At 64.0% G+C, this 24976-nt stretch carries 15 protein-coding genes; 5 read left to right on the top strand and 10 right to left on the bottom strand.

Going from position 1 to position 24976, the window contains the following annotated elements; genetic code table 11:
- Positions 1–21: 21 nt before the first annotated feature.
- The 4 genes from WJU17_RS05170 to WJU17_RS05155 form a co-directional block, all read right to left on the bottom strand.
- Positions 22–1026: an inorganic phosphate transporter gene (locus tag WJU17_RS05170; protein ID WP_346326266.1), complete on the bottom strand. Its 1005-nt coding sequence runs from the start codon at positions 1024–1026 to the stop codon at positions 22–24.
- 12 nt (positions 1027–1038) lie between these two features.
- Positions 1039–2163 (bottom strand): DUF47 family protein, encoded by a 1125-nt coding sequence (locus tag WJU17_RS05165; protein WP_346327399.1) that lies wholly within the window; start codon positions 2161–2163, stop codon positions 1039–1041.
- Between the two features lie 133 nt (positions 2164–2296).
- On the bottom strand, positions 2297–3367 hold the full coding sequence (locus WJU17_RS05160; RefSeq protein WP_346326265.1) for an isocitrate/isopropylmalate dehydrogenase family protein: 1071 nt from the start codon (positions 3365–3367) through the stop codon (positions 2297–2299).
- Between the two features lie 8 nt (positions 3368–3375).
- Complete coding sequence (locus tag WJU17_RS05155; RefSeq protein WP_346326264.1) at positions 3376–4461, bottom strand: SDR family oxidoreductase; 1086 nt, start codon at positions 4459–4461, stop codon at positions 3376–3378.
- A 59-nt stretch (positions 4462–4520) separates the two neighbouring features.
- On the opposite strand from WJU17_RS05155, the gene WJU17_RS05150 reads away from it, so the two are divergent.
- From WJU17_RS05150 to WJU17_RS05140, 3 genes are all read left to right on the top strand, one after another.
- Positions 4521–5018, top strand: coding sequence for a nuclear transport factor 2 family protein (locus WJU17_RS05150; RefSeq protein ID WP_346326263.1), 498 nt, complete (start codon positions 4521–4523; stop codon positions 5016–5018).
- Positions 5018–5320, top strand: a complete 303-nt coding sequence (locus WJU17_RS05145; protein WP_346326262.1) for a hypothetical protein — start codon at positions 5018–5020, stop codon at positions 5318–5320. Before WJU17_RS05150 ends, WJU17_RS05145 begins: the two co-directional genes overlap by 1 nt.
- Positions 5321–5421: 101 nt before the next feature.
- Positions 5422–6420 (top strand): serine hydrolase, encoded by a 999-nt coding sequence (locus WJU17_RS05140; RefSeq protein WP_346326261.1) that lies wholly within the window; start codon positions 5422–5424, stop codon positions 6418–6420.
- Positions 6421–6423: 3 nt separating this feature from the next.
- On the opposite strand, the gene WJU17_RS05135 is transcribed toward WJU17_RS05140, so the two are convergent.
- The 6 genes from WJU17_RS05135 to WJU17_RS05110 all read right to left on the bottom strand — a co-directional run bounded on the left by WJU17_RS05135 (position 6424) and on the right by WJU17_RS05110 (position 22143).
- Positions 6424–9495: an efflux RND transporter permease subunit gene (locus WJU17_RS05135; protein ID WP_346326260.1), complete on the bottom strand. Its 3072-nt coding sequence runs from the start codon at positions 9493–9495 to the stop codon at positions 6424–6426.
- A 2-nt stretch (positions 9496–9497) separates the two neighbouring features.
- Positions 9498–10592 (bottom strand): efflux RND transporter periplasmic adaptor subunit, encoded by a 1095-nt coding sequence (locus WJU17_RS05130; protein ID WP_346326259.1) that lies wholly within the window; start codon positions 10590–10592, stop codon positions 9498–9500.
- A gap of 177 nt (positions 10593–10769) precedes the next feature.
- A complete protein-coding gene (locus WJU17_RS05125; protein ID WP_346326258.1) occupies positions 10770–13466 on the bottom strand; it encodes a TonB-dependent receptor in 2697 nt (898 codons plus the stop codon).
- A 338-nt stretch (positions 13467–13804) separates the two neighbouring features.
- Complete coding sequence (locus WJU17_RS05120) at positions 13805–16375, bottom strand: TonB-dependent receptor (protein ID WP_346326257.1); 2571 nt, start codon at positions 16373–16375, stop codon at positions 13805–13807.
- A gap of 367 nt (positions 16376–16742) precedes the next feature.
- Entirely contained in the window at positions 16743–19226 is a 2484-nt protein-coding gene (locus tag WJU17_RS05115) for a TonB-dependent receptor (protein ID WP_346326256.1), read from the bottom strand.
- A 349-nt stretch (positions 19227–19575) separates the two neighbouring features.
- Positions 19576–22143 (bottom strand): TonB-dependent receptor, encoded by a 2568-nt coding sequence (locus WJU17_RS05110; protein WP_346326255.1) that lies wholly within the window; start codon positions 22141–22143, stop codon positions 19576–19578.
- Between the two features lie 380 nt (positions 22144–22523).
- Here WJU17_RS05110 and tenA point away from each other — a divergent pair, with 380 nt between their 5' ends.
- Together tenA and WJU17_RS05100 are read left to right on the top strand one after the other, a co-directional pair.
- Complete coding sequence (gene tenA, locus WJU17_RS05105) at positions 22524–23186, top strand: thiaminase II (protein WP_346326254.1); 663 nt, start codon at positions 22524–22526, stop codon at positions 23184–23186.
- Between the two features lie 79 nt (positions 23187–23265).
- Complete coding sequence (locus WJU17_RS05100; protein ID WP_346326253.1) at positions 23266–24963, top strand: amidohydrolase family protein; 1698 nt, start codon at positions 23266–23268, stop codon at positions 24961–24963.
- Positions 24964–24976 lie beyond the last annotated feature (13 nt).

The raw sequence follows: 24976 nt of genomic DNA, 5'->3' as shown, positions 1-24976 counted from the left end.
GCGTCAAAGGGTCCGGATGGCTCAGATCAATGTGGTGAGCCAGTAGAACAGGGCGCCTACCGCGGCCGACGCGGGGATGGTGACGAGCCACGCGACCACGATGTTGCCGGCCACGCTCCAGCGCACCGCCGAGGCGCGCCGGGCCGCGCCCACGCCGACGACGCAGCCGGTGATGGTGTGGGTCGTCGAGACAGGAATGCCGAACGCCGTGGCGGCGAACAGCATGACCGAGCCGCCCGCCGAGGCGCAGAAGCCCTGATGGTGCGAAAGCTTGGTGATCCTCGTGCCCATGGTCTCGATGATCTTCCAGCCACCCGAGAGCGTGCCGAGCGAGATGGCGACATAGCAGCTCAGGACAACCCAGCCCGGCACGTGAAACTCACCCTGGAGCATGCCCTGCGAGTAGAGCAGCACGGTGATGATGCCCATGGTCTTCTGCGCGTCATTGGCGCCGTGGCCCAGCGAATAGGCCGCGGATGAGAGCAGGTGCACCTTGCGGAAAATTCCCTCGGCGGATTTCGCCGTGGCGCGCATGAACAGCCATGACGTCATCAGGATCAGAAACATGGAGAGGAACAGGCCCATCATGGGCGACAGCACGATGGCCGACGCGGTCTTGATGACGCCCGGCCACATGATTCCGTCCAGCCCGGCCCGCAACAGGCCGGCGCCGATCAGACCGCCTATCAGCGCGTGGCTGGACGATGACGGGATACCGCGCCACCAGGTGACCAGATTCCAGAACATGGCGCCGACGAGCGCCCCGAAGATCACCTGCGGATCGACGATGTCCTTGTCGATGATGCCTTTACCCACGGTCTCGGCAACCTTCAGGCCGAACACCCAGTAGGCGGCGAAATTGAAGAAGGCGGCGAACACCACCGCATGAACCGGCGACAGCAGCCGGGTCGACACGACGGTGGCGATGGAGTTGGCCGCGTCATGCAGGCCGTTGAGGAAGTCGAACGCCAGGGCGAGCGCAATGAGCGCGATCAGCCAGGGCAGCGCAATCTGGGTCGTGGTCATGGAGGGCGATCGTCAGGCGTGATCGATGACGAGACCGTCGATCTCGTTGGCCACGTCCTCGAAGCGGTCGACGACCCTTTCGAGATGGCTGTAGATTTCACGGGAGACGATAAAGCGCAGCGTGTTGCTCTCGCCATGGGCCTTGAACAGCGCCTTCAGTCCGGCCGCGTGGATCTGGTCGGCCTGACCCTCCATGCGTACCAGCCGTTCGGTCAACTCGTGCAGGCGCGGCGCATTGGCGCTGATATTGCGCAGCAGGGGCAGGGCTTCGGCGGTGACGCGCGCGGCATCGACGATGATCGCCGCCATGTCCTTCATCTCCTGGTCGAATTCCTTCACCTCGTAGAGATCGATGGCGCTGGCGGTCTGGTACATCTGGTCGATAGCGTCGTCCATCGAGCCGATCAGGCTGATGATGGCGCTGCGGTCGAAAGGCGTCAGGAAGGTCCGGCGGACCGTGTGCAGGACCTCGCGGATGATGTCGTCGGCTTCGTTCTCGCGTTCGGTGATCTCGCGGATGTGGTCGGCCATTCCCGCGCCGCCCTGCAACAGGCGCACGAGGGCATCGCTGCCCGCGGTCAACGTGACCGCGTGGGCCTCGAACAGGCCGAAGAAATTGCCCTGTTTGGGCAGCAATTCCTGAAACCAGTGGAACATCCTGAATCCTTTTTTTTGTTTCCAGGCATTGCCCAGCGAGAAGCCGGATTGCATTTCCCGCTCAATGTCGCTGGCCCTGAAATTACGGATGAGAAGCTTGAGATCCGGCTCGTCCACTGCGTCTGCGGCAGCGGACAGTGAGAACCAGCGCCGCTCGCGCCAGTCCTGTTCTTTCCACTCGTCAAGTTCGTTGGTGACCGCGATGGGAAACACGGCGACATCCACCATGAGCGATGCGCCGTTGCGCCGCTTCTTGCGGTAGCGGTACGTGCCGATCGGTGTCGGACAGGCCGCGCCGCGCACGCCGGCTTCTTCCTCGGCCTCGTGAGCCGCCGAGGCATGATCGGACAGACCAGTGACCAGATTGCCCTTGGGCAGGACCCAGCGCTTGGTCTCGCGGGATGTTACCAACAGAATGTTGACCGGTGCATCCAGTGCGCCGCCAACAGTCCGATAGGGCAATGCCGCGATCTGACGAATGGTCCGTCCCCAAATGTTACAGATTTATGACACCTGTAGTGCCATGCGGGCAGCGGTGTCAAACGAGTTGGAGAGTATCCGATGCGATCATGTCACGCACGCGGGATGAGGCCTGTCAGAGCGGCTCTCCGCCCTAGAGCCGGGCAATGATCTCGGCCCGGAATGCTTCGGTAAACCGCCGCGTTCCCGCGTTGCCGCCAAGGTCCGCCGTGCGGGTCTCGGACTGCGCCACGAGCGAGTCCGTGACGGACTCGATCAAGGCGCCTGCGTGGCTGAGATGCTGGTGGCCATGCCGCCGTCCCAGCCAGTCCAGCAACAGTCCAGCCGAGAGGATCAGTGACACCGGGTTGGCCAGGTCCTGTCCGGCGATGTCCGGCGCGGACCCGTGCTGTGCCTGTGCCATGCAATGGCGTTCGCCGGTATTAATCGACCCGGCCAGACCGAGGCTACCGGACAGTTCGGCCGCCTCGTCGGAGAGGATGTCGCCGTACATGTTGGTGGTCACCACCACATCGAAACGCTGGGCGTCGCGCACCAGCATGGCGGTCATGGAATCGACCAGCTGCTCGTCGTAAACAACGTCGGGGTAGTCGGCGGCGACGGCCCGGACCTCGCGCAGGAACAGCCCGTCCGAAACACGCAGGACATTGGCCTTGTGGACCGCCGTCACGTGGCGGCGGCGGGCCATGGCCATGTCGAAGGCGGCGCGGGCGATGCGGTTGCAGGCCTGGGCGGTGATCTTGCGCACGGCCAGCGCCATGTCCGGCGTGGGCATGAACTCGCCCGGGCCCATGTGCATGCTGCGGTCCGCGTAGAAGCCTTCCGTATTTTCGCGGACGATCACCAGGTCCATGGGCGTGCGGCCCCAGAAGGGCAGGCCATCGCGCGACCGGCTCGGGCGGATATTGGCGTAGAGATCGAGCGATAGGCGCAAGTCGCCGGACACGTTGATGCCGCATTCCGTCTTCGGCGGATAATCCGCGTGGGAGATGGGGCCGAGCACGATGCCGTCCGCCGCCATGGCCGCGTTCCGCGCGGTCTTCGGAAAGGTGGTTCCGTCGCGCGCGAGCGTGACCAGGCCGATCTCATGGGTCTCGAAAGTGAGACCCAGCGCCAGCTTTTCATTGAGCAGGTCCAGGACGGAGCGGGTCGCCGCGCAGATTTCGGGACCGATCCCGTCGCCGGGGAGCACGACCAGATGCATGGAAACTCCTACAGCGGCGGAAGAATTTTCAGGGCGCGCAGCCTGTCGAACCAGTAGGCGAACATATCCTCGGTGTCGATGCAGTCATGAAAGCCCATCTGGCGGGCCTTGATGGTGCTGACGATGGCCGGCGGCGGCGCCCTTTCGCGGCCGGTGCCGCCGATGCCGTCCACGTAATGGAACGAGTCGCCGACCAGTTCGCGGATGGTATGACGCCGCAGGCCGTGGCGCGCCACCAGGTCCTGCCAGACGGCTTCGTATTTGGGCATCTCCTCGGCGAGGAACATGGGTTCGGGCCTGCCCGTGTCCATGTCGAAACAGCGGGCGATGGCGGGCCAGACATAGGGCCACACAAACACGTCGCCATTGGCCACGTTGAATATCTGATTGCCGCAGGCGGGCTCGGTCGCCGCCCAGGCGAGCATGCGCGCGACGATGCGCGAGTCGGCGGCCTCCATCACCACCGGTGGCCCGCCCGGATAGGACAGCGGCAGGCCCAATTCGCGGCGGATGGCGGCGTAGACGCCAACGGCGGCGATGGGGTTCATGGGCGCGCCGACCGCGTGGCCGAAGACGATCTGGGGGCGGACCACGGTCCAGCTCCAGGCCTTGCCGAGCTGACGCTCGCGCAGGAAATCCTCCTGCAGCCAGTAGAAGTTCTCGTGCGCGTCGCGCGGCCAGCGCTCACGGGCGGGCACCCCGATGGGTTTGAAATGGGCGCCATAGGCCTTGGTGCCCTGCAGAAGCGAGACGTGCCGCAGGCCGGCGGCGGCGTGCTCGAGCGGCTCGAACAGATTGGCCAGCATGGCCAAATTGGTGTCCATCTGGTCGCGCTCGCGCCAACCGGCGAACAGGCCCGGCTTTTCATACAGGGCGGCATAGGCCAGATGAGTGACGTCGTGCATGGCGCCGAATGCGCGCTCGCACGCGTCCCGGTCCATCAGATCGACCGAGATCAGTTGGGCGTCGCCATCGAGATCGTCGGGCAGCCGGCGCGATACGCCGACCACGTCCCAGCCCAGCGCGCTGAAATGCTCGATGGCCGCGCGTCCCACCAGCCCGCTCGCCCCAGCGACCAGAACCTTGTTTGCCATGTCGTCTCTCCCTTTTGGATCGACTATAGTCATGCCGCATCCAAGAAGGGGAGATCGGAATGGACGGCAAGATGCAGCGCGTGATCGACGACTATGAAATCCGCCAGCTTCTGTACCGCTATACGCGCGGTGTGGACCGGGGCGATGCCGAGCTCGTCAGCTCGGTCTATGACGTGGAATCCACCGATGACCACGGCGGCTACAAGGGACCGGGCAAGGACTTCGGTCCCTATGTCGTCAAGGCGCTGGCCGAGCATACCGATGCGACCATGCACACGCTGAACCAGTCGATCATCGACATTCATCACGAAACGGCCAAGGCCGAGACCTATTTCGTCGCCTATCATGTGCGCACCGATGGCGACGCGCAGTATCTGGATCGTTTCGGCGGCCGGTATCTGGACAAGCTGAAGAAGCGCAATGGCGAGTGGTCGATCATCAAGCGCGTCGTCGTGCGTGACTGGAGCACGACCGACAAGATCGAAGGGTCCTATTACAAGGCCGAGAGCTTCGAGAACGGCAAGCGCTCGAAGGACGATCTCGCCTACACGCTTTGATGCGGCTGCGGCGGCGCATCGGATTCGCGCTGGTCATGGCGCTGGTCGCCGGCGCCGCCTATCTGGCGTACCGCGCGCCGCAGATCGGCCAGCTCGCGGTCGATATCAGCGGCAAGTGGGCCTGTCAGTGCCGATACATCGATGGCGGCAGCGAGCAGTCCTGCATGGACGAGGATCCGGTGGGTTTCACGCCGATGGATTTCACCTTCGATGCGGCGGCCCGCTCGGTGACCACCTCGATCTGGGGACTGGTGGATGCCTCCGCCCGCTATGAGCCGGGCATCGGCTGCGTCGTCCGATGATCCGGCGCCTACTATACGCCGTTACCCTGCTTTGGTTTGCGCCGGGCGCGGCGGTTGCACTGACGCCGCCGCCGCTGCCGGAGGGCCCGGCTTGGCCGACAGTGACCTGGGGTTTCGGGCCTTCGCTGGATGGAGCGGACAGGAAGGCTCTCAAGGATCTGGTGGAAGAGGCGTTCGCCAATCCCGATCCTGACGCGCTACCAGGGACGCGCGCGTTGATCGTCGTTCATCGCGGCCGGATCGTCGCTGAACACTACGCGCCGGGGTTTGACGCGGACCGCAAGTTCCTGACCCAGTCCGTGGCCAAGACGGTCACCGGCGTTCTCGCTGGCATCGCGGTCCGGGATGGCTTGCTGGCGCTCGACAATCCGGCGCCGGTCGCACGGTGGCGCGGCGAGGGCGATCCGCGCCGCGCGATTACCGTGCGACACCTGCTGCAGATGAGCGACGGGCTGGATTTCACCGAAGCCTATTTCAACCCGTTCACCTCGGACGTGCTGCCCATGCTGTTCGGCCATGCCCGTGATGACATGGCGGAATGGGCGGCGGACCGTCCGCTGGCGCACGCGCCGGGGACGCACTGGTCCTATTCCAGCGGGACGACCAACATTCTCTCGGGCATCATCCGCGACGCGGTGGGCGGCACGCGGGCGCAGTACCTGTCGTTCATGCGGCGCGAATTGTTCGAGCCCATCGGCATGACCAGCGCCGAGCCGGAGTTCGATGCGTCCGGCACGTTTGTCGGTTCGTCCTGGCTGCATGCCACCGCGCGCGACTGGGCGCGCTTCGGCTTGCTGCTGCTGCGCGGCGGGGTCTGGGATGGGCGCCGCATCCTGCCGGAAGGCTGGGTGGATTTCATGCGCACGCCGCTGGCCCACGAGCCGGACAAGATTTACGGGGCCCATCTCTGGCTGAACGGCGGCGGCCGCATTCCCGGCGCGCCGGACCTGTTCATGGCGACCGGCAATGGCGGGCAGGTGATCGCCATGGTGCCGTCGCGCGATCTGGTGATCGTGCGGCTTGGGCGTACGGGCTATTCGCACTATGCGGCCGTCTATCGCTGGATCGGCGATATCGTCGCGCTGTTTCCCGAGGAGTAGCGCTTATTCGGCCGGCATGGCCGCGCCGGCGGGCATCGCCCTCTCAGGCTTGCGCCGGGACAGGAGGGTGTAGAACGCCGGGACGATGAACAGGGTGAACACGGTCCCGAAGGTCAGACCGCCGACCAGAACCCAGCCGATCTCGTGCCGGCTTTCCGCGCCCGCGCCCGTGGCGATGGCCAGCGGCACGGCGCCGAGCACCATGGCGCCGGTGGTCATCAGGATCGGGCGCAGCCGGAGCACGGCGGCCTCGATCACCGCGTCGGTCTTGCTCTTGCCGTCCTCGACCATGCGGTTGGCGAAATCGACGATCAGGATGCCGTGCTTGGTAATCAGGCCGATCAGCGCGATCAGGCCGATCTGGCTGTAGACGTTCATGGTGCCGCCGGTCAGATGCATGGTCGCGAGCGCGCCGCCCATGGCGAGCGGCACGGTCAGCATGACGATCATGGGGTCCATGAAGCTCTCGAACTGGGCCGAGAGGAACAGGTAGATGAAGCCCAGCGCCAGGATGAAGGTGATGACCATGGTGCTGCCCGACTGCTTGAATTCGCGGGCATTGCCCTTGTAGTCGACCTGCATGGACTGGGGCGCGACCTCGCGGGTCGCCTGTTCCAGCGTCTCGATGGCCTCGCCCAGGCTGTAGCCGGGGGCCAGGTTCACGGTGATGGTGGCCGAGCGCAGCTTGTTGAAGTGGTTGAGCTCGCGCGGCGTGACCGATTCCGTCATGTCGACCAGATTGTCGAGCGGGATCATCTGGCCGTCCTGGTTGCGCACGAAGATGGTCCGCAGATGTTCCGGATTGCGCCGGTCCACGTCCTCGATCTTCAGGATGACATCATACTGCTTGCTGCCACGCTTGAAGTGGGTGACCTCGCGGCTGCCCAGCATGGTCTCCAGCGTCCGTCCCACATCGTCGATGCGCACGCCGGTGGCGGCGGCCTTGTTGCGGTTCACGTCGATCTTCAGCTCGGGCTTGTTCAGCTTGAGATCGTTGCGCACGGCGGCGAAGCCGGGCACCTTGCTGACCTTGTCGACTACCTTGCCGAGGACGTCGTTGAGTTCTTCGTAGGTGCCGTTGGTCTGCAGCACGAAGTCGATGGCCGCGTCGCTGGGCGCCATGCCGAAGGCGCCGGGATTGTTGGGGATGGCCATGACGCCGGGAACGGCGGCCATTTTCGGCCCCAGTTCCTTGATGATGTCGAGGGCGCCGCGATCCCGCTCGTTCCAGGGCTTCAGGATGACGAAGGCATAACCCTGATTGACCGTCGGCCTGCCGACCGCCGTGTAGAATTTGTCCTCCACGTCCTTGGTGCCGACATAGAGCTTGTCCAGTTCGGCGGCGTATCTCTCCATGTATTCGGGCGTGGCGCCTTCCGGGCCGAGGAAGTAGCCAACGAAGAAGCCGCGATCCTCCTGCGGCGACAGTTCATGGCGCAGGGTCGTGTAGAGCGCGCCGGTGGCGGCGGCGATGGCGAGCGCCACGAGGAAAACGGCATTGCGCCGCCGCATCACCCGGCCAAGCAGCCGGCGATAGCCGCCGCTGAGGCGGTGGAAGGCGGCCTCGATGCGGCGGGATAGCCAGCCGGATTCGCGCTCGCTCAGGCTCAGCATCTTGGAGCACATCATCGGCGTCAGCGTCAGGGCGACGAAGCCGGAGATCAGCACCGCGCCCGCCAGCGTCAGCGCGAATTCGGTGAACAGTTTGCCGGTCCGTCCCGGCGTGAACGCGACGGGCGCGAACACCGCGACGAGGGTCAGCGTCATGGCGATGATGGCGAAGCCAATCTCGGCGCTGCCCTTGATAGCGGCCTGGACGCGGTCCAGCCCGTCCTCCATGTGGCGGTAGACGTTCTCCAGCATGATGATGGCGTCATCGACGACGAGGCCGATGGCGACCACCATGGCGAGCAGGGTCAGCGAATTGAGGCTGAAGCCGAAGGCGAGGATCAGGAAGAAGGCGCCGATCAGCGAGATGGGAATGGTGACGAGCGGGATCAGCGTCGCGCGCCATGAACCCAGGAACAGGAAGATGACGGCGAGCACCAGCACGAAGGCCTCGGCGATGGTCACGAAGACCGCGTCGATGGAGGCCTTCACATAGACCGAGCGGTCCCAGTTGATGTCGCCATTGATGCCTTCGGGCAGGGCCTCGATCAGGTCGGGCAGGATCGCGTGGACTTCCTCGACGACGGCGAGCGGGTTGGCTTTGCCCTGCTTCACGACGCCCAGCGCGATGGCCGCGCGGCCGTCATAGCGGGCGATCTCGCGGTTCTCCTCGGCGCCCAGTTCGACGCGCGCCACGTCCCTGACGCGGACCAGATAGCCATCGGCGTTCTTGAGGATGATCTGGCCGAATTCCTCGGGCGTGTTGAGGTCTGTTTCGGTCAGTACGGTGAATTCGCGCGACTTGCTCTCGACGCGGCCGGCGGGGATTTCCACGTTCTGCTGGCGCAGCGCGTCCTCGACATCGGCGGGCGTGAGGCCGAAGGCGGCAAGCCGTTCCCGGTCCAGCCAGATGCGCATGGCGTAATAGCGGGGCGCGAAATAGATCACCTTGGCGACGCCGGGCAGCACCTGCAGGCGGTCCTTGATGAGCCGGTCGATGGTCTCGGTGACTTCCAGCTGGTTGTACTTGTCGCTGAAGAAGACGACCCAGAGCAGGGCGCTGGCGTCGGCCTCCACCTTGCCGATCACCGGCTCGTCGACGTCGCTGGGCAGGATGCCGCGCACGCGGGCGACGCGGTCGCGCACGTCGCTGGCGGCGTCGTCCTCGTCGCGGTCCAGCTTGAAGCGGATGGTGATCTCGCTCTTTTCGGCGCGACTGACCGAGCTGACATAGTCGATGCCGTCGATGCCGGCCAGTTCCTCTTCCAGCGGCACGGTCACCTGGGATTCGATCACCTTGGCGCTGGCGCCGGGATAGCGCGTCTCGACGCTGACGACGGGCACGTCGATATCGGGATATTCGCGTACTGACAGCCGGTCATAGGCGATCAGGCCCAGCAGCACGATGACCAGATTGACCACGGTCGCGAAGACCGGCCGCCGGATGCTGAGTTCGGAAATACGCATGTTCAGGGTGCCGGCGGCGTGCGGATGCTGACCGCCGCGCCGTCATGCAGCTTCAGCTGTCCGGCGGTCACGACCTTGTCCCCCGGGGTCAGGCCGGAAAGCACCTCCACCATGTTGTCGCGCCGGATGCCCGTGCCGATCTGGGTCATGGCGGCCTTGCCGTCGAGGATCCTGTAGACGAAATGGTCGGTGCCCTGGGGTACGATGGCTTCCTCGGGGATCAGCATCGCCTCGTCGTGCCGGGCGAGAGTCAGAGAGACGCGGGCGAAGAGGCCTGGCCGCAACAGTCGGTCCTGGTTATCGGCTCGCGCTCTTATGGCGAGACTGCGCCCGTCCACGTCCACCTGCGGATCGACGGCGTAGACGATGCCCTCGAAGCCGCGGCCGGGCAGCGCGTCCATGTCGAACCGGACGGCCTGTCCGACCTTCACCTGCGCCATGTAGAGTTCCGGCACCCGGAACTCGAGCTTGATGGGGTCGATGACGTCCAGCGCCACCAGATCCTGTCCAGGGCTGACGTAATCGCCGACCGCGATCTTGCGCAGGCCCGCGACGCCGTCGAAGGGCGCGAGGATGCGGGTCTTGGACAGGCGGGCGCGGGCGAGCGCCACGCTGGCCTCGTCCATCTGCATCTTGGCCAGGGTTTCGTCGCCGGTCCGCTTCGACGCCGCGCCGCGCGCCAGCAGTTCGGCGGCGCGGGCATTGTTGGCCCGGCTCAGGGTCAGGCTGGCCTCGGCCTGCGCCAGTTCGGCCTGATGAATCGAAGCGTCCAGGGTGACCAGCACCTGCCCCTTGCGAACGGGCTGACCTTCCTTGAAGCCGAGCGCCACCACACGGCCGGATATCTCTGGCCGGAGGACGATGGAATCCTCGGACCGCAAGGTGCCGATCGCCTTGACCTCATCGATTATGGAGTCGATCCGGACAGGCGACGCTTCCACCACGACGGCAACGCCGGCAGGCGGCACATGGGCGTTGGCGGGTTCGTCGCCCCGGAAGAACAGCCACCAGGCAGCCGCGCCGCACAGGACGATGGCGAGAAGGACAAAGCCAACCTTCCTGTTTTCTTTCGCCTTGGACCCAGTCGTTTGCTGCATGCCGGTACTCGAAAATCCTGACCTGCCGATAGTAACCAGCACGGACGCATAATTGTTGATGAACTGTAAGCGGCGGGCCGCCGCTTGTCACCTTTCAGTGCCGTCCCAATGCCGTTTGAAATAAAAAAACGGAGGGAGCCAGGAAAGCTCCCTCCGAACCATGTTCCGACCATCGCCTCAGAGGTCGAAGGTCAACTCAAGTCCCCAGTGGCGCCGTTGGTTCGGCACCCGAATCTCGAACAGGCCGCCTACATTGGTGGTCGCCTGATTGTAGAGTTCGTTGGTGATGTTCTTGACGAAGAAAGACAGGCGGTAGCGATCCTCGACCTCCCGCCATGTCACCGACCCGTTCAGCACCAGTGACGATCCCCTGTAATGGCTGAGGAAACTGCCGTTGAACTGGGTAACGCCGTCCAGCTCGGCGGCCGTGGACGAGGAAATGTACTGCTTCGTGCGGTAAAGGCCATCGGCGGCGAAGGTGAGGCTGCCCAGATTGCCGACCGGCAGCTCATAGGCGAAGCCGAATGACAACGTCCATTTCGACGTCCGGGGACCGGGCACCAGGTTGGAGTTATCGGTGGGAACGAGCCAGCCAAGAAACTGGCCGATTTCGTTGTAGACCTGTTCGGCCTCGGCGCATTGTTCGAGGAAGTCGAAGGGCGGCGGTGGCGGATTGTTCGGATCGGTGCCACTGAAGCCATCGCCATCCGAGCAGAAGCCCTTCTGGTTGGTGTCGATGTAGCCGAGAGAGCCGAACAGGCTGAGGCCCTCGACCGGGACGGCGGACCATTCGAGTTCGACGCCCTTGTTGGTGACCGAGCCGATGTTGGCGACGACGGTTTCCTGGCCGCCGGCACCCTGCGACGGACGGATGTAGGCCTGCTGCAGGTTGTGGGTGATGGTCCAGAAGCCGTTGATGTTGAGCTGCATGCGATTGTCGAACCATTCCGATTTCACGCCGACCTCGAAATTGTCGGCGCGTTCCGGGTCGAATGGCCCGATGGTGGTGGGCGAGGTGGCGCGGCCGTTGAACCCGCCGGACCGGAAGCCGCGGCTCCAGGTGCCGAACACCATGGCATCATCGCTGATCTCGTATTTCAGGCCGACGCGCGGGCTGAAATTGCTCCACTTCGCGCTGCCCAGCAGACGGTTGTTGCAGAAGATCTGACCGTCCGCCGGATTGCCGGTCATGACCGGGCGGCAGCCGCCCTCGACGCCGCCGCTGGCGTCGAAGCCATAGGCTGGCGCCAGCTGGAAGCGCGGCGTGTTGGTGCCGGGTGGCAGATAGGGGGCGAGGCCGAGATCCGGCGTCCAGGTGGGCACGTCGTTGCAGCCCGAGGCGTCGCCCGCGAACTCGGCGGTGGGGTCGCCCGCGCCGACGCCGCAGTGCTGGAAGTCCTTTGTCTCGTGCGTATAGCGGATACCCGCCGAGAGGGTCAGGCGGCTGCTGATGTGCCAGTTGGCGGCCGCGTAGGCAGCATAGGATTCGTTGATCTGGTTGGTCCAGCCGCCCTGGCTGTTGGTCTCGGGGCTGGTGAAGGTGGTGCCGCTGAAGGGGCCGAACAGGATGTTGGGCTCGAACAAGGTCCCGTAGGACTGCTGGAGCATGGTATATTCCTGCTTGAAGTAATACAGCCCCGTGACGAAGTCGAACCGGTCGGAGAAGCTCGAGGCGAAGCGGAGCTCGTGTGTCGTCTGGAAATGCTCCTGGTCCCGCTGCCCGGCGAAGAGGTCCATGGACGAGGTCTCGATCATGAACCGGATGCTCTCCGAGACCTTCCGGTAGTTGCCGACATAGGTGAGCGTGCCGATATCCGGCAGGTCATAGCTTATCTCGCCGGTGATGCCCCAGATGTCGTTGTTGGCGAAATTGCCGCGTTCCTCCTCGTTGTAGAATGTGTACTCCTCCTTGACGGTGACATCCTCGATCGGCTTGCCGCACAAGGCGTCGGCCTGGGCGGCGGCGGTCAGGGCGTCCTTGCCCTGAACCACGTTGGCGAACAGGAATTCCGCCAGGATACCGAGGTCGTTCGCGGCGCCGGGACCGAAGCCGCCGCCGCCCGGCCCGAGGGCCTGCAGCGTGCTCTGCCGGCAGTAATTGTGCGACTGTCCGGGATAGGTGTCGTCCCGCGTCCTGCTGTATTCGCCCCGGATGACGACGTCGAGATTGTCGTTGGGCGTGAAGCGGATGGACGGGTTGAGGGTCAGGCGCTCGTTGGCGCCGCGTTTTTCGTTATTGTAGGAGTTGAACCAGAAGCCGTCGAAGTTGGTCGACTTGGCGGCGATGCGCAGCGCCGCCTTGTCCTCGACCAGCGGCACGTTGACGATGCCCTTCACGTCGAGGCGTCCGAACTGTCCCACGAGCACGCCGCCGGACAGGCTGGCATCCGACGGGTCCGGCTTGTTGTGTTCGACCACCACGGCGCCGGCCACGGTGTTGTGGCCGAACTCGGTGCCTTGCGGGCCGCGCAGAATTTGTACCGCGGAGACGTCGAGAAAGTCGGCGAGGGCGGTGGAGACGCGGGCCTGATAGACGCCGTCGATGAAGATGGACACCTTGGGATCGGTCGCGGATTCGATGTCCGCTGTTCCCTGGCCGCGGATGTAGAACGAGGCCGAGTTCTGGAAGATGCCAACAGGCTCCAGTGACACGTTCGGGGCGTACTGGGTCACGTCGCGCAGGTCTTGGGCGAAGGTTCGCTCAAGCTGTTCCGTGGTGACGGCGGTCATCGAGACCGGGATGCTCTGAACGTCCTGCTGCCCCTGCTTGGTGCTGACGACCACCTGTTCAATGACGCGGCGACCTATCGTGTTGTCAGGTGGTTTCGAGTCCTGGGCCATGGCCGTGCCGGCGGTGAGAGCGATGCCGGACACGGTGAGAATCCGGATGGGTGGTCCAAATGCGGTGCACAAGTCAAATCGCCTGGTCATCGTGTAATCCTCCCTATTACAAGACACAAATCCACTGTCTCCCGGCGTGACCGGAAGTCGATTAACCCCCTTGAAAAACCGAAGCCTTCCCCGTTTCGGTTTCGCTATTTACCACTGCGTAACATCACCCAAAAGCATAGCGCTGTGAATGCATAAAATTTAGGCAGTAATGCTGACGTTTACTCTGTCAAATATGTCAGTTGTCTGCCAGCGACCGGGCCTTAGATCAAAAAAAGGGGGACCCGAAGGTCCCCCAAAGGGTCTGCCTCTTGAAACGAGGTCTACATGTCGAACGAGATCTTAACGCCCCAGGTGCGCGGATTGTTATCCTGGATGAAGTTGAACAGCGTCGCCACCGCGGTCAGCGACTGCAGGTAGCGTTCGTTGGTCAGGTTCCGGACGAAGAACGAGACCTTGTAGCGGTCGTCGATCTCGCGGAACGTCATGCTGGCGTTGAAGATGTGCGCGGCATCGCGAACCGGGGTCACGGTGAAGCCGTTGAAGTTCGGAATACCGGCGATCGAACCCGCCGGAACGCCGTTGGAAGCCTGGTTCGACTTGGACTGATAGCGCCAGTCACCGGCGAATTCCAGGAAGCCGAGGCTGCCGACCGGGATTTCATAAGACAGGCCGGCCGAGAAGGTCCACTTGGGCGCGCGCACCAGCGGCAGGTTGGAATTGTCGGTCGGGAAGATGAAGAAGGTGCTGCCACCCGACACGAAGCTGAACGCATTGTCCGGGTCGCACGAGCCGCTTGCCGGGCCGGGATTGACGGTCGACGGACCATCGATATCGACGCAGAAATCGGTCCGCTTGGCATCGAGATAACCGCCGGTCATCCACAGCTTCAGGCCATCGGCCGGAACAGCGGTGATTTCCAGTTCGATGCCGCGCGACACGGCGTCGGCGGCGTTGTCGGTAACCGTCTCCTGGCCACCGCCCGAACCGGCGGACGAACGGATGATGCCGACCTGCTGGTCCGCATACTCCATCCAGAAACCGGTGAGGTTGACGCGCAGGCGGTTGTCGAGGCCATCCCACTTCATGCCGACTTCATAGGAATCGGCCCGCTCCTGATCGTAGGGCTGGCAGGTCTGGGTCGAACCGCAACGGCCGTTGAAGCCGCCGCCACGGAAACCGCGGGTCCAGCTGGCGTAGAGGAACAGATCGTCCGTGGCCTGCCAGTTCAGGCCGACCTTGGGGCCGATATCGTTCCACTTGTTCTTGTTGCCGGCCAGGATGTCGGTGTCGCTGTCGAAGTAGTTGAAACCAGGTGCGTTGGGATTGGTGTTGCATTCGCGCAGGACGAAGCTGTTGACCGTCGCCGGGGCGCAGGTTTCGATATCCTTGCTTTCCTGATTGTAGCGGACACCCGCAACGAAGGTCAGGCTGTCGGTGATGTGGTAATTGACCTGAGCGAATACCGACCAGGCTTCGTGATCGTGGATGGTTTCACCGAAGCCCGCGGAGTTCGGGTTCAGCGCGTCGAGGTACTGGCCCGGATTGGCACCGCCGGTCAGGCGGGCGCCGATGGCCTGGCCAAGGGCTGCGCCGAAATTCGGGTCGAACAGCCAGCCGAAGGTGTCCTGTTCCATGCGGTAGTGCTGCTTGAAGTAGAACACGCCGCCGACGAACTCGATCGTGTCGGAGAAGTCGGACGAGAAGCGCAGTTCGTGGGTGGTCTGCCAGTGCCACTGCTGGCGGCGGGTCATGAAGATCGGCAGGGGCGTGGTGTCGAAGTCGTTATAGACGTCCTCGTAGACGTCGCGATAGTTGCCGACATAGGTGATCGTGCCGACATCCGGGATCGAATAGTTGATTTCGCCGGTGAGGCCCTTGACGTCGAAGTCGGAGCCGCGGCCGCTGGTGTTGTCGTGTTCGACCACGAAATCCTGCTTGCCGCGTTCCTGGCCGCAGAACCGGGTGATGCTGTTGCCTTCATACGCCCAGCCGATCAGGGGGACGGTCTGTGAGGTCAGCGGGCTGAAATTGCCGTTGGCGTCGGAGCGGCACACACTGTAGGGCGTGTTGGCCCAGGAATCGTTCCGTTCGCGGACGTATTCGCCGCGAATGATGACTTCCAGATTGTCGTTGGGCGTGAAGATGAGTGACGGCATGAGCGTGATGCGGTCCGCACCGCCATAATTGCTGCCGTCAGTCAGATTTTTGTAGAAGCCGTCATTGTTTGACGACTTGGCCGCCAGACGGATGGCGAACTTGTCCTCGACGACGGGCACGTTGACCACGCCTTCGATGTTCAGCGTACCGTAATTGCCAGCCTCGACGCTGCCGCTGACCGAGAAATCGGATGTGTCCGGCTTGTTGTGACGCACCAGCACCGCGCCGGCGATGGTGTTGCGGCCGAACAGGGTGCCCTGCGGACCGCGCAGGATTTCGACGGCGGAGATGTCCAGCAAATCCGACAGCGAAGTCGAATTGCGGGCCATGTAGACGCCGTCGATGAAGACCGGGACCGACGGATCGGCCGAGGATTCGATGTCGGCGGTGCCGAAGCCGCGGATCGAGAAGGCGGCGGCATTCTGGAAGGCGCCGACCGGCTCGAGCATGACGTTCGGCGCCTGGTTGGTAAGGTCGCGAAGATCGACCACGAAGGCGCGGCGCAGTTCGTCGCCTTCGACCGTGGTCGTGGCGATCGGGGTGGTCTGCGCCGAGGATTCGACCTTTTGGGCCTGGGTGATGACGGTTTCCAGCCTGGTGCGGACGCCGCGGCTCTGGGATTCCTCCTGAGCGGCATCTTGCGCCAGTGCCACTCCCGACGACAGGGCGATGGCGGAAACGGCCATAACCCCGAGTGGTTTACGCAAAGTTCTGAAACGGTTGTATGCTTCCATGAGTTACTCCCCCTGGACGACGTGACTGGTGCATTTTGCGACCCGCTTGTAACTGCGGGGTTGTACAGAGCCGACGGCAACAGGAATGACTGTTTGTTTTTCCCCGAAACCGCCCCATCAACTTGTATTCGCTGATATGCAAGGGCTTAGGGGGTATGGCCCCCGCGGAAATCTTAACGCCATCGAGAACGGGCAGCGCAATCGAAAAAAACGACAGTGCTGACTTGTTTTGAATTTGGCGGAGTTTCTGTTGCCGAAAGGCAACAAAATCGGATTTTTGCCCGGTTCAGGCGTTCATGCGTGACTTTCAGGCAACAAAAAAGGGGGACCCGAAGGTCCCCCAAGTACGTCGTTCCGAATGGTGAGCTCAAAGATCGAAGGAAATCTCCACGCCCCAGTGACGGGGTTCGTTCGGCTGGCGGAAGTTGAACAGGCCGGCCACGTTGGTGGTCGTGCTGACATAGAGCTCGTTGGTCAGGTTCTTCACGAAGAACGAGACCTTGTAGCGGTCCTCGACCTCGCGCCAGGTGATGTTGGCATTGAAGATGTGAGCGGCGTCGCGGCGGGCGACGACGCGATCACCGTTGAACTGAACCTCGCCATCCATGGTGCCCGGCGGGAAGCCGGCGGCGACGAGGGCCAGCGAGCTCCGGTACTGCCAGTCACCGGCGAAGGTGAGGAAGCCTGCGTTGCCCACGGGGATCTCGTAAGAGATCGCGAAGCGCGTGGTCCATTTTGGGGCCTGCGTCACTTCAAGACCCGCGTTCTCGAAGGGCTGGAGGACGCCGGCGGCGCCGAGATTGACGGCGGTGCCGCAATTGTCCTTGCCCGCGGGCGTTCCGACCAGCGGACCGTTGAGGTCGGCGCACCAGGACAGCGTGTCGGCGTCGAGGTAGCCGAGCGACCCATTCAGCGTCAGGCCTTCGACTGGAATCGCGGTCATTTCCAGTTCGATACCGCGCGAACGGGCGTCGGCCGCGTTCTCGGTAACTGTTTCCTGGCCGCCGCTGCCGCTGGCCGCCGGGCGGATGATGGTCCGCTGCAGATCGGAGAACTCGGTCCAGAAGGCCGCGACGTTCAGGCGCAGCCGGCGGTCGAACAGGTCCATCTTCACGCCGACTTCATAGTTGTCGGCCTTTTCCTCGTTGAACGGACCGGCCGTGGAGGAGAAGTTGGCGCGGCCATTGAAGCCGCCCGAGCGGAAGCCCCGCGACCAGCTGGCGAACGCAAACAGGTCGTCGGTGAACTGATAGTTCAGGCTGACCTTGGGGCTGATGTTGGACCACTTGTTGGTGCCGTCGGCGAAACCGACACCGTCGCCGATATCCACCTTGCTGTCGAAGGTGGCATCGGTGATGCCCGGTACGTTGACCGGGCACAGCCGGGTGACCGGATCGGCCGCGCCGACGCCGCAATGGTAGAAGTCCTTGCGTTCGCTGTCATAGCGCACGCCGGTGACCAGGGTGAGGGAGTCGGTGATGTGCCAGTCGGCCTGACCGAAGATCGACCACTGGTCGTGCCATTGCTCGCTGCGGCCCACATTCGAGCGGCCGCTGTTCGGCACGCCGACATTGAAGATGCCGTAGCCGTCCTGCTCCATCATGTAGTGCTGCTTGAAGTAGTAGCCGCCCAGGACGAGGTCGACGAAGTCGGAGAATTCCGAGGCAAAGCGGAATTCGTGCGAGGTCTGCCAGTGCCACTGCTGGCGGCGGGTATTGAAGATGTCGAACGGCGTGGTGTCGAAGTCGTTGTACACGTCCTCCTTCACGTCGCGATAATTGCCCAGATAGGTGAAGGTGCCCATGTCCGGCACGTTGTAGTTCACCTCGCCGGTCAGGCCCCAGACGTCGAAATTGGCGCCGAAGCCGTTGAAGTGGTCGTGGTTGATGGTGAAGTCGTCCTTGCCGACCTCGGTGGCGCAGAACTGGCGCGCCACGTCCGGGCCGGCGAGGGCCGTCACCGTGGTGATCACCAGGTCGTTGCCGGCCGTGCCCAGCGCCGGATCGGTTTCGCAGACGTTGTGCGGCACGTTGGGGAAGCTGTCGTCGCGGGTGCGGTTGTATTCGCCGCGCAGGGTGACATCCAGGTTCTCGCCCTCGAAACGGAAGCTGGGCAGGATCGTCAGGCGTTCCTGACCGCCGATTTTCTCGTTGTCGTAGGTGTTGTAGTAGAAGCCGTCGAAATTGGTCGACTTGACCGCGAGACGGAAGGCGGCGACGCCCTCGACGATCGGCACGTTGACCGTGCCCTTCATGTCGAGACGGCCACGTTTGCCCGCCAGTACCGATCCCGAAACGCCAAACTCATTCACGTCGGGCGCGTTGTGACGCAGCAGCACCGCGCCGCCGATGGCGTTGCGGCCGAACAGCGTGCCCTGCGGGCCCCGAAGCACCTCTACGGCGGACACGTCGAGGAAATCGACCAGGGCGGTGGATGTGCGCGCCATGTAGATGCCGTCGACCAACACCGCGATGCCCGGATCGGCGGCGGATTCGATGTCGGCCGAGCCGGCGCCGCGAATGAAGAAGGCCGAGGCGTTCTGGAAGGCGCCCACAGGCTGCAGCAGGACGTTCGGCGCGGTACCGGCCACGTCGCGGAAGTCCTGGGCGAAGGTGCGCTCCAGCTCCGCGCCGCTTACCGTCGTCAAGGCGACGGGCGTCGACTGGACGTCCGATTCAACCTTCTGGGCCTCCGTGATGACGGTCTCGATCTGTGTGCGCGGTCCGCTATAGGCGGGCGGCGCCGGCGGCGGCTCCTGGGCCCAGCCCGCGCTCGCGCCGAGCGCGACGGCGGACACCGACAGCAGGGCGGCCGGCCTGCGCAATCGTCTGAAAATATTCGGTTGTTCCATGATACTCCCCTAGTAGGCGTTGAACCCCAAACCAGCAGCAGCCGTTTCAAATGACGGCCCTTCTCCATCGTCCCGTCCGGGGCGCCCTATCGGTGCCCGCACAGGATGCGACCGCCGCTGCTGGCGGTCGCGACGCCACCCTTGGGGCGCGCCGATCGCATGAGGCTGGTGCAGGGTCGGAATGGCCGCAACTAAAAAATCATCAAGGCGGATTGTTTAAATCCGGCTGTGATTAATATGCCACATAGATTGTTTGTTTCCGGCGGGACGGTAAGTGATCCGGCGCGGGGGAAAAAAAATCGGGGGACCCGAAGGTCCCCCGAAATCCGTTCAGCCATGTGGCCTGGGATCAGAGATCGAAGGAGATCTCGACGCCCCAGTGACGCGGCTCGTTCGGCTGCATGAAGTTGAACAGCGCGGCGACCGCCGTGATCGACTGCACGTAACGGACATTGGTGATGTTCTTCACGAAGAACGACACGCGGTAGCGGTCGTCGGCTTCGTTGAAAGTCACGCTGCCGTTGAACACGTGCGCGTTGTCGCGCCACGGGGTGATCAGCACGCCATTGTAGTTCTGGATGCCGGCGGTGCTTCCCGGAGGAATGCCCGCTGCGGCCTGGAGCGAGCGGGACTGATAGCGCCAGTCGGCCGCGAACTCGACGAAGCCCAGGTCGCCGACTGGAACTTCATAGGACAGACCGGCCGACAGCGTCCACTTGGGAGCGCGGGTCAGCGGCAGACCCGAGGCGTCGACCGGGAAATAGCCGTAGCCATTCGGGTTGGCGATCGGGTTCGGGTTGGTCAGCAGGATTTCGTCATCCGGATTGCACGACGAACCCGGCGCGCCCGGGAAGGCGCCAACGCCATCGACGTCCGCGCAGAAGCTGGTCCGCTTGGCGTCGAGGAAGCCGAGAGCACCCCACATCTTCAGGCCTTCGGTCGGAACCGCGGTCACTTCCAGTTCGACACCCTTGGCGCGGGCCGAACCGGCATTGGCCGTGACGGTCTCGTTGCCGCCGCCCGAACCGCCGGGAGACTGACGGATCAGCGGAACCTGCTGGTTCTTGTACTCCAGCCAGAAGCCGGTCAGGTTGATGCGCAGTTCCTGCATCGGATCCCACTTGAAGCCCAATTCATAGGAATCGGCCACTTCGGGGTCGAACGGAGTGCACGAGAACGGCGTGCCGCAACGGCCGTTGAAGCCGCCCGAACGGAAACCACGGGTCCAGCTGCCGTAGACGAACAGGTCGTCGGTGGCCTGCCAGTTCACGCCCGCCTTGGGGCTCACGTTGCTCCAGTTGCTGTCGCCCGGCGCCAGCTGCAGAAGGCTGTTGTAGTAGGTGGAACCGACGAGGCCCGGGGTGGTGTTGCACAGCCGGTTGATCCGGTCGTTCACCGCCGACGGCGCGCAGGTTTCGAAGTCCTTGCTCTCTTCCGTGTACCGCAGACCGCCGAACAGGGTGATGGTGTCGGTGATGTGGTAGTTCACGTTGAGGAACGCGGCCCAGGATTCGTTGGTCTGGGTGGTGGCGCCGAAACCGCCCGCGTTCGGGTTCAGATCGTCGAACGTGGTGGTGGTGCCGGTGTTCACGCCCAGGGCGTTACGCAGCGCATTGCCGAAGCCGGCATCGAACAGCCACCCGAAAGTGTCCTGTTCCATGTAGTACCGCTGCTTGAAGTAGTACAGGCCGGCGACGAAATCGACCGTGTCCGAGAACTCGGACGCGAAGCGCAACTCGTGGCTGGTCTGCCAGTGATCCTGCTGACGGCGGGTCATGTAGACCGGCAGGTCGGTGGCGTCGAAGTCGTTATACACGTCTTCTTCGGTGTTCCGGTAGTTGCCGACGTAGCTGAGCGTGCCGACGTCCGGAATGTTGTAGTTCAGCTCGCCGGTGATGCCCCACACGTCGAAGTCGGAACCGCGGCCGCTGGTGTTGTCGTGCGAGACCGTGAACGATTCCTTGCTCGGCGCAATGCCGCAGGCGTCGAGACCGGCGTTACCCTTGTAGAGCACGCTGATCAGCGGGACGGTCTGGAACGCGCCGACATTCGGCACGCCATTGGTACCCGGGCACTGGCTGTACTGCACGTTGGCGTAGGAATCGTCGCGGATGCGGGCGAATTCGCCGCGGATCGTCAGATCCCAGTTTTCGCCGACCACACCCAGGCTCGGGTTGAAGGTCAGGCGCTCGTTGCCGCCATAGGGCTTGTTGTCGACGGTGTTGGTGTAGAAGCCGTCGAAATTGGTCGACTTCATCGCCAGACGGACGGCGGCGACGCCTTCGACGATCGGCACGTTGACCACGCCCTTGATGTCGATACGGCCGTAATTGCCGGCCAGAACCGAGCCGGAGACGCCGAATTCATCGACGTCGGGCTTCTTGTGGTTCAGCAGGACGGCGCCGACGATGGTGTTGCGGCCGAACAGGGTGCCCTGCGGACCGCGCAGGACTTCGACCGCTTCCACGTCGAGCATGTCCGACAGGCCGGTCGAGGAACGGGCCTGATAGACACCGTCGACGAAGATGCCGACGCCGGGGTCGCCGGCGGACTCGATGTCCGTGCTGCCGAAGCCGCGGATGAAGAAGGCCGAGGCGTTCTGGAACGCGCCGACCGGCTCAAGCATGACGTTCGGCGTGTTCTTGCTCAGATCGCGAAGATCCTGGGCGAACGAACGCTGCAGCGTGTCACCGGAGATCGCCGTGACGGCAACCGGGGTCGACTGGATGTTCGTCTCGACCTTCTGGGCCTGGGTCGTGACGGTTTCGATCGACGTACGGGGCGCGCCCGCGTTCGCCGCGGCCGCATCCTCGGCCTGCGCCAGTGCTACGCTCGTCGAGAGAGCGAAGCCGGAGACGGAGACGGCCAAGACGGCAGCCGGACCCCAAAAGCGTGACCTGAAGTCAGCTTTGTCCATGGAGAGAGTTCCCTTCGGATAGACCCCGCTTTGACCGGCCAAGTCGTCATCGGGAAAGGCACCCATGCCAATCCCGGCGGCGCGAGGCCGGCAGCCAGGTCATATTGTTTCAATCGGACGTTGCAAGTACCTGATTAGTAAGAGGCTTTTATCCTCTTACAGCGGCGGCAATAAACCGTCCGGTAACGTCTTTGCAACCTTAAAAAGTCGGCGCTGCTGACGACCTGTGCGTTTGATCAAAGGGTGTGGCGATCCTGCAACAGGCTTGTGGCGGGCACCGTCCCAGGAGCCGGTTCCGCCGCGGCATCCGGCATTCCGGGCTTGACGCGCGGGCCGCGCATGCGCCGAACTAGCCCGCATCGGAACCAACAGGAGTTTTCATGTCGTTCTGCGAGGATGTATGGCGCCGTGTCGCGCCGCTGCGCGCCGCCATTGCCGAAATGCCCTTCAACAAGGCGCTGTCGGACGGTTCGTTGCCGCGCGAGACCTTCCAGTTCTACATGCTGCAAGACAGTCTGTATCTCGAAGGCTATTCGCGGACCCTGTCGTTGCTGTCGGCCAAGGCGCCGGAGACACCGATGATGCTGGAATTCGCCCAGGCGGCGCAGGTGGCGCTTGTGGTGGAACGGTCGCTGCACGAGGGCGTCTTCCGTGCGAACGGACTCGACGACGCCGCGGTCAAGGCGGCGGAGCCGTCACCGACCTGCCTGAACTACGTCAACTTTCTCGTCGCCACGGCGCATCAGGCCAGCATCGAGGAGGCGGTCGCGGCCGTCCTGCCGTGCTTCTGGGTCTATGAGGAAGTAGGCAACGCGATCCATGCGCGCGCCGCCGCGGACAATCCCTACCGGGCCTGGATCGACACCTATGCGAGCGAGGATTTCGCGGCGGCGGTGCGCAGGGTGATCGCCATCGCCGATGCGCTCGCCGCTGAGGCTTCGCCGTCGCGTGTCGACCGCATGGCGGCGGCCTTTGTCAGGTCGGTGCAGTTCGAATGGATGTTCTGGGACAGCGCCTGGCGCCGGGAAAGCTGGCCGGTGTGATGTTACCGCCGGGGTAGCACTGCCTCGACATCCTCCTTCACGCCTGCTTTAATTACCGTCAAACGCGGGGAGAGCAGACATGAGCTACGATATCAAGATTGTCGGCGGCACGATCATCGACGGCACCGGCGCGCCTGGCTATCGGGGCGATGTCGGAATCAAGGACGGTCGGATCGTCGCGCTGGGCGATGCGCCCGAGCCCGCCGCGCGGACCATCGATGCCGGAGGACGCGTGGTCTGTCCGGGTTTCGTGGATATTCATACCCATTACGACGCCCAGATCATGTGGGACCGGATGCTGACGATCTCGCCCTGGCATGGCGTGACGACGGCGGTGGTCGGCAATTGCGGCTTTGGCGTCGCGCCCACCCGGCCGGATCATCGCCGGCTGATCCTGCAAACGCTGGAGAACGTCGAGGGCATGTCCTTGGAGGCGCTCGAGGCGGGACTGGGCGACGATTGGGGCTTCGAGACCTTTCCGGAATATCTGGACGCCATCGAACGCAAGGGCATGGCGATCAACCTGGGCGTGCTGATCGGGCATACGCCGCTGCGCATGTACGTGATGGGCGAGGACGCCGTCGAGCGTGCCGCGACGCCGGACGAGGTCGCCCGCATGCGCGACATCGTGCGCGAAGCGCTGCAGGCAGGCGCCGTCGGTTTCGCGACGTCGAAGGCGATCACCCATTGGGGTTATGCCGGCAAGCCGGTGCCGAGCCGTCTGGCCGAGCTCGACGAGATCGAGGAACTGGCCAGCCCGGTCGGCGAGGTCGGCGGCATGGTACAGGTGAATGTCGGACCCGGCTTCTATCTGAAGGAGCTGTCGGCCATCGCCCGCCGCACCGGCAAATGGATCAGCTGGACCGCCATGCTCACCGGCCTCTTCGGGCCGGGCGGGCACCGCAAGCAGCTGGACCGTACCGCCGATCTGGTGGAGCAGGGGCTGAACATCATCCCGCAGGTCGCCTGCCGGCCGCTGAACTTCGAGTTCCAGTTCGAGACGCCATTCCCGTTCGAGGCCATGCCCATGTTCGCGGAACTGGGCGCGGGCACGCGCGAGGCGCGGATCGCCCGGTTCTCGGACCCGGCATGGCGCCAGCAGATGCGCGAGAGCCTGATCCCGGTGCTGGAAGGCTGGGACGAACGCACGACCATCGCGGTCTATCCGCCGGAGCCTGCGCTCGAGGAGCGCAATCTGGTGGATGTCGCGCGCGAGCGCGGCGTCGATGCGACCGACCTGGCGCTCGACATGGCGCTGGCGACCGACCTGAAAGCCCGTTTCCGTACCGCCGTCCTCAATACCGACGAGGCGGCCATCGGCGAGATGTTGCACGACCCGAACACGGTGCTCGGTCTCTCCGATGCCGGCGCGCATGCCAGCCAGCTTTGCGATGCGTGCTTCTCCACGCATCTTCTCGGTCATTGGGTGCGTGACAAGGGCGCTCTCACTCTCGAACAGGGTGTGCGCGCGCTGACATCGCGGCCCGCCGAAGTCTTCGGCATCACGGACCGGGGGCGCCTCGCCGTCGGCGTCGCCGCCGACGTTGTCGTGTTCGATCCCGCGACCGTCGGCCCGGCGCCCATCCGCCGCGTCTATGATTTGCCGGGAGGCGCCGACCGGCTGCAGTCGGACGCCATCGGCATTGATGCCGTTATCGTCAATGGCACCCTGCTGCGCTATCACGGAACGGACCACGTCGATCCCGCTGGCGCGCTACCCGGACGCCTGCTGCGCAATGGCCATGCCTCGTCAGCGGCCCGGCTCGCCGCCGAATAGAGATCGGCGCCGG

The organism is Iodidimonas sp. SYSU 1G8 (assembly GCF_039655775.1).
Taxonomy (GTDB): Bacteria; Pseudomonadota; Alphaproteobacteria; order SMXS01; family SMXS01; genus RI-34.
Note: the sequence above shows the minus strand (reverse complement) of the source record. Positions and strands in the feature narration are given on the sequence as shown.

Coding starts and splice junctions, on each gene's coding strand:
- WJU17_RS05120 (WP_346326257.1), bottom strand. CDS start 16,375: ATGGAAGCATACAACCGTTTCAGAACTTTGCGTAAACCACTCGGGGTT.
- WJU17_RS05155 (WP_346326264.1), bottom strand. CDS start 4,461: ATGGCAAACAAGGTTCTGGTCGCTGGGGCGAGCGGGCTGGTGGGACGC.
- WJU17_RS05115 (WP_346326256.1), bottom strand. CDS start 19,226: ATGGAACAACCGAATATTTTCAGACGATTGCGCAGGCCGGCCGCCCTG.
- WJU17_RS05130 (WP_346326259.1), bottom strand. CDS start 10,592: ATGCAGCAAACGACTGGGTCCAAGGCGAAAGAAAACAGGAAGGTTGGC.
- WJU17_RS05145 (WP_346326262.1), top strand. CDS start 5,018: ATGCGGCTGCGGCGGCGCATCGGATTCGCGCTGGTCATGGCGCTGGTC.
- WJU17_RS05100 (WP_346326253.1), top strand. CDS start 23,266: ATGAGCTACGATATCAAGATTGTCGGCGGCACGATCATCGACGGCACC.
- WJU17_RS05135 (WP_346326260.1), bottom strand. CDS start 9,495: ATGCGTATTTCCGAACTCAGCATCCGGCGGCCGGTCTTCGCGACCGTG.
- tenA (WP_346326254.1), top strand. CDS start 22,524: ATGTCGTTCTGCGAGGATGTATGGCGCCGTGTCGCGCCGCTGCGCGCC.
- WJU17_RS05150 (WP_346326263.1), top strand. CDS start 4,521: ATGGACGGCAAGATGCAGCGCGTGATCGACGACTATGAAATCCGCCAG.
- WJU17_RS05160 (WP_346326265.1), bottom strand. CDS start 3,367: ATGCATCTGGTCGTGCTCCCCGGCGACGGGATCGGTCCCGAAATCTGC.
- WJU17_RS05110 (WP_346326255.1), bottom strand. CDS start 22,143: ATGGACAAAGCTGACTTCAGGTCACGCTTTTGGGGTCCGGCTGCCGTC.
- WJU17_RS05170 (WP_346326266.1), bottom strand. CDS start 1,026: ATGACCACGACCCAGATTGCGCTGCCCTGGCTGATCGCGCTCATTGCG.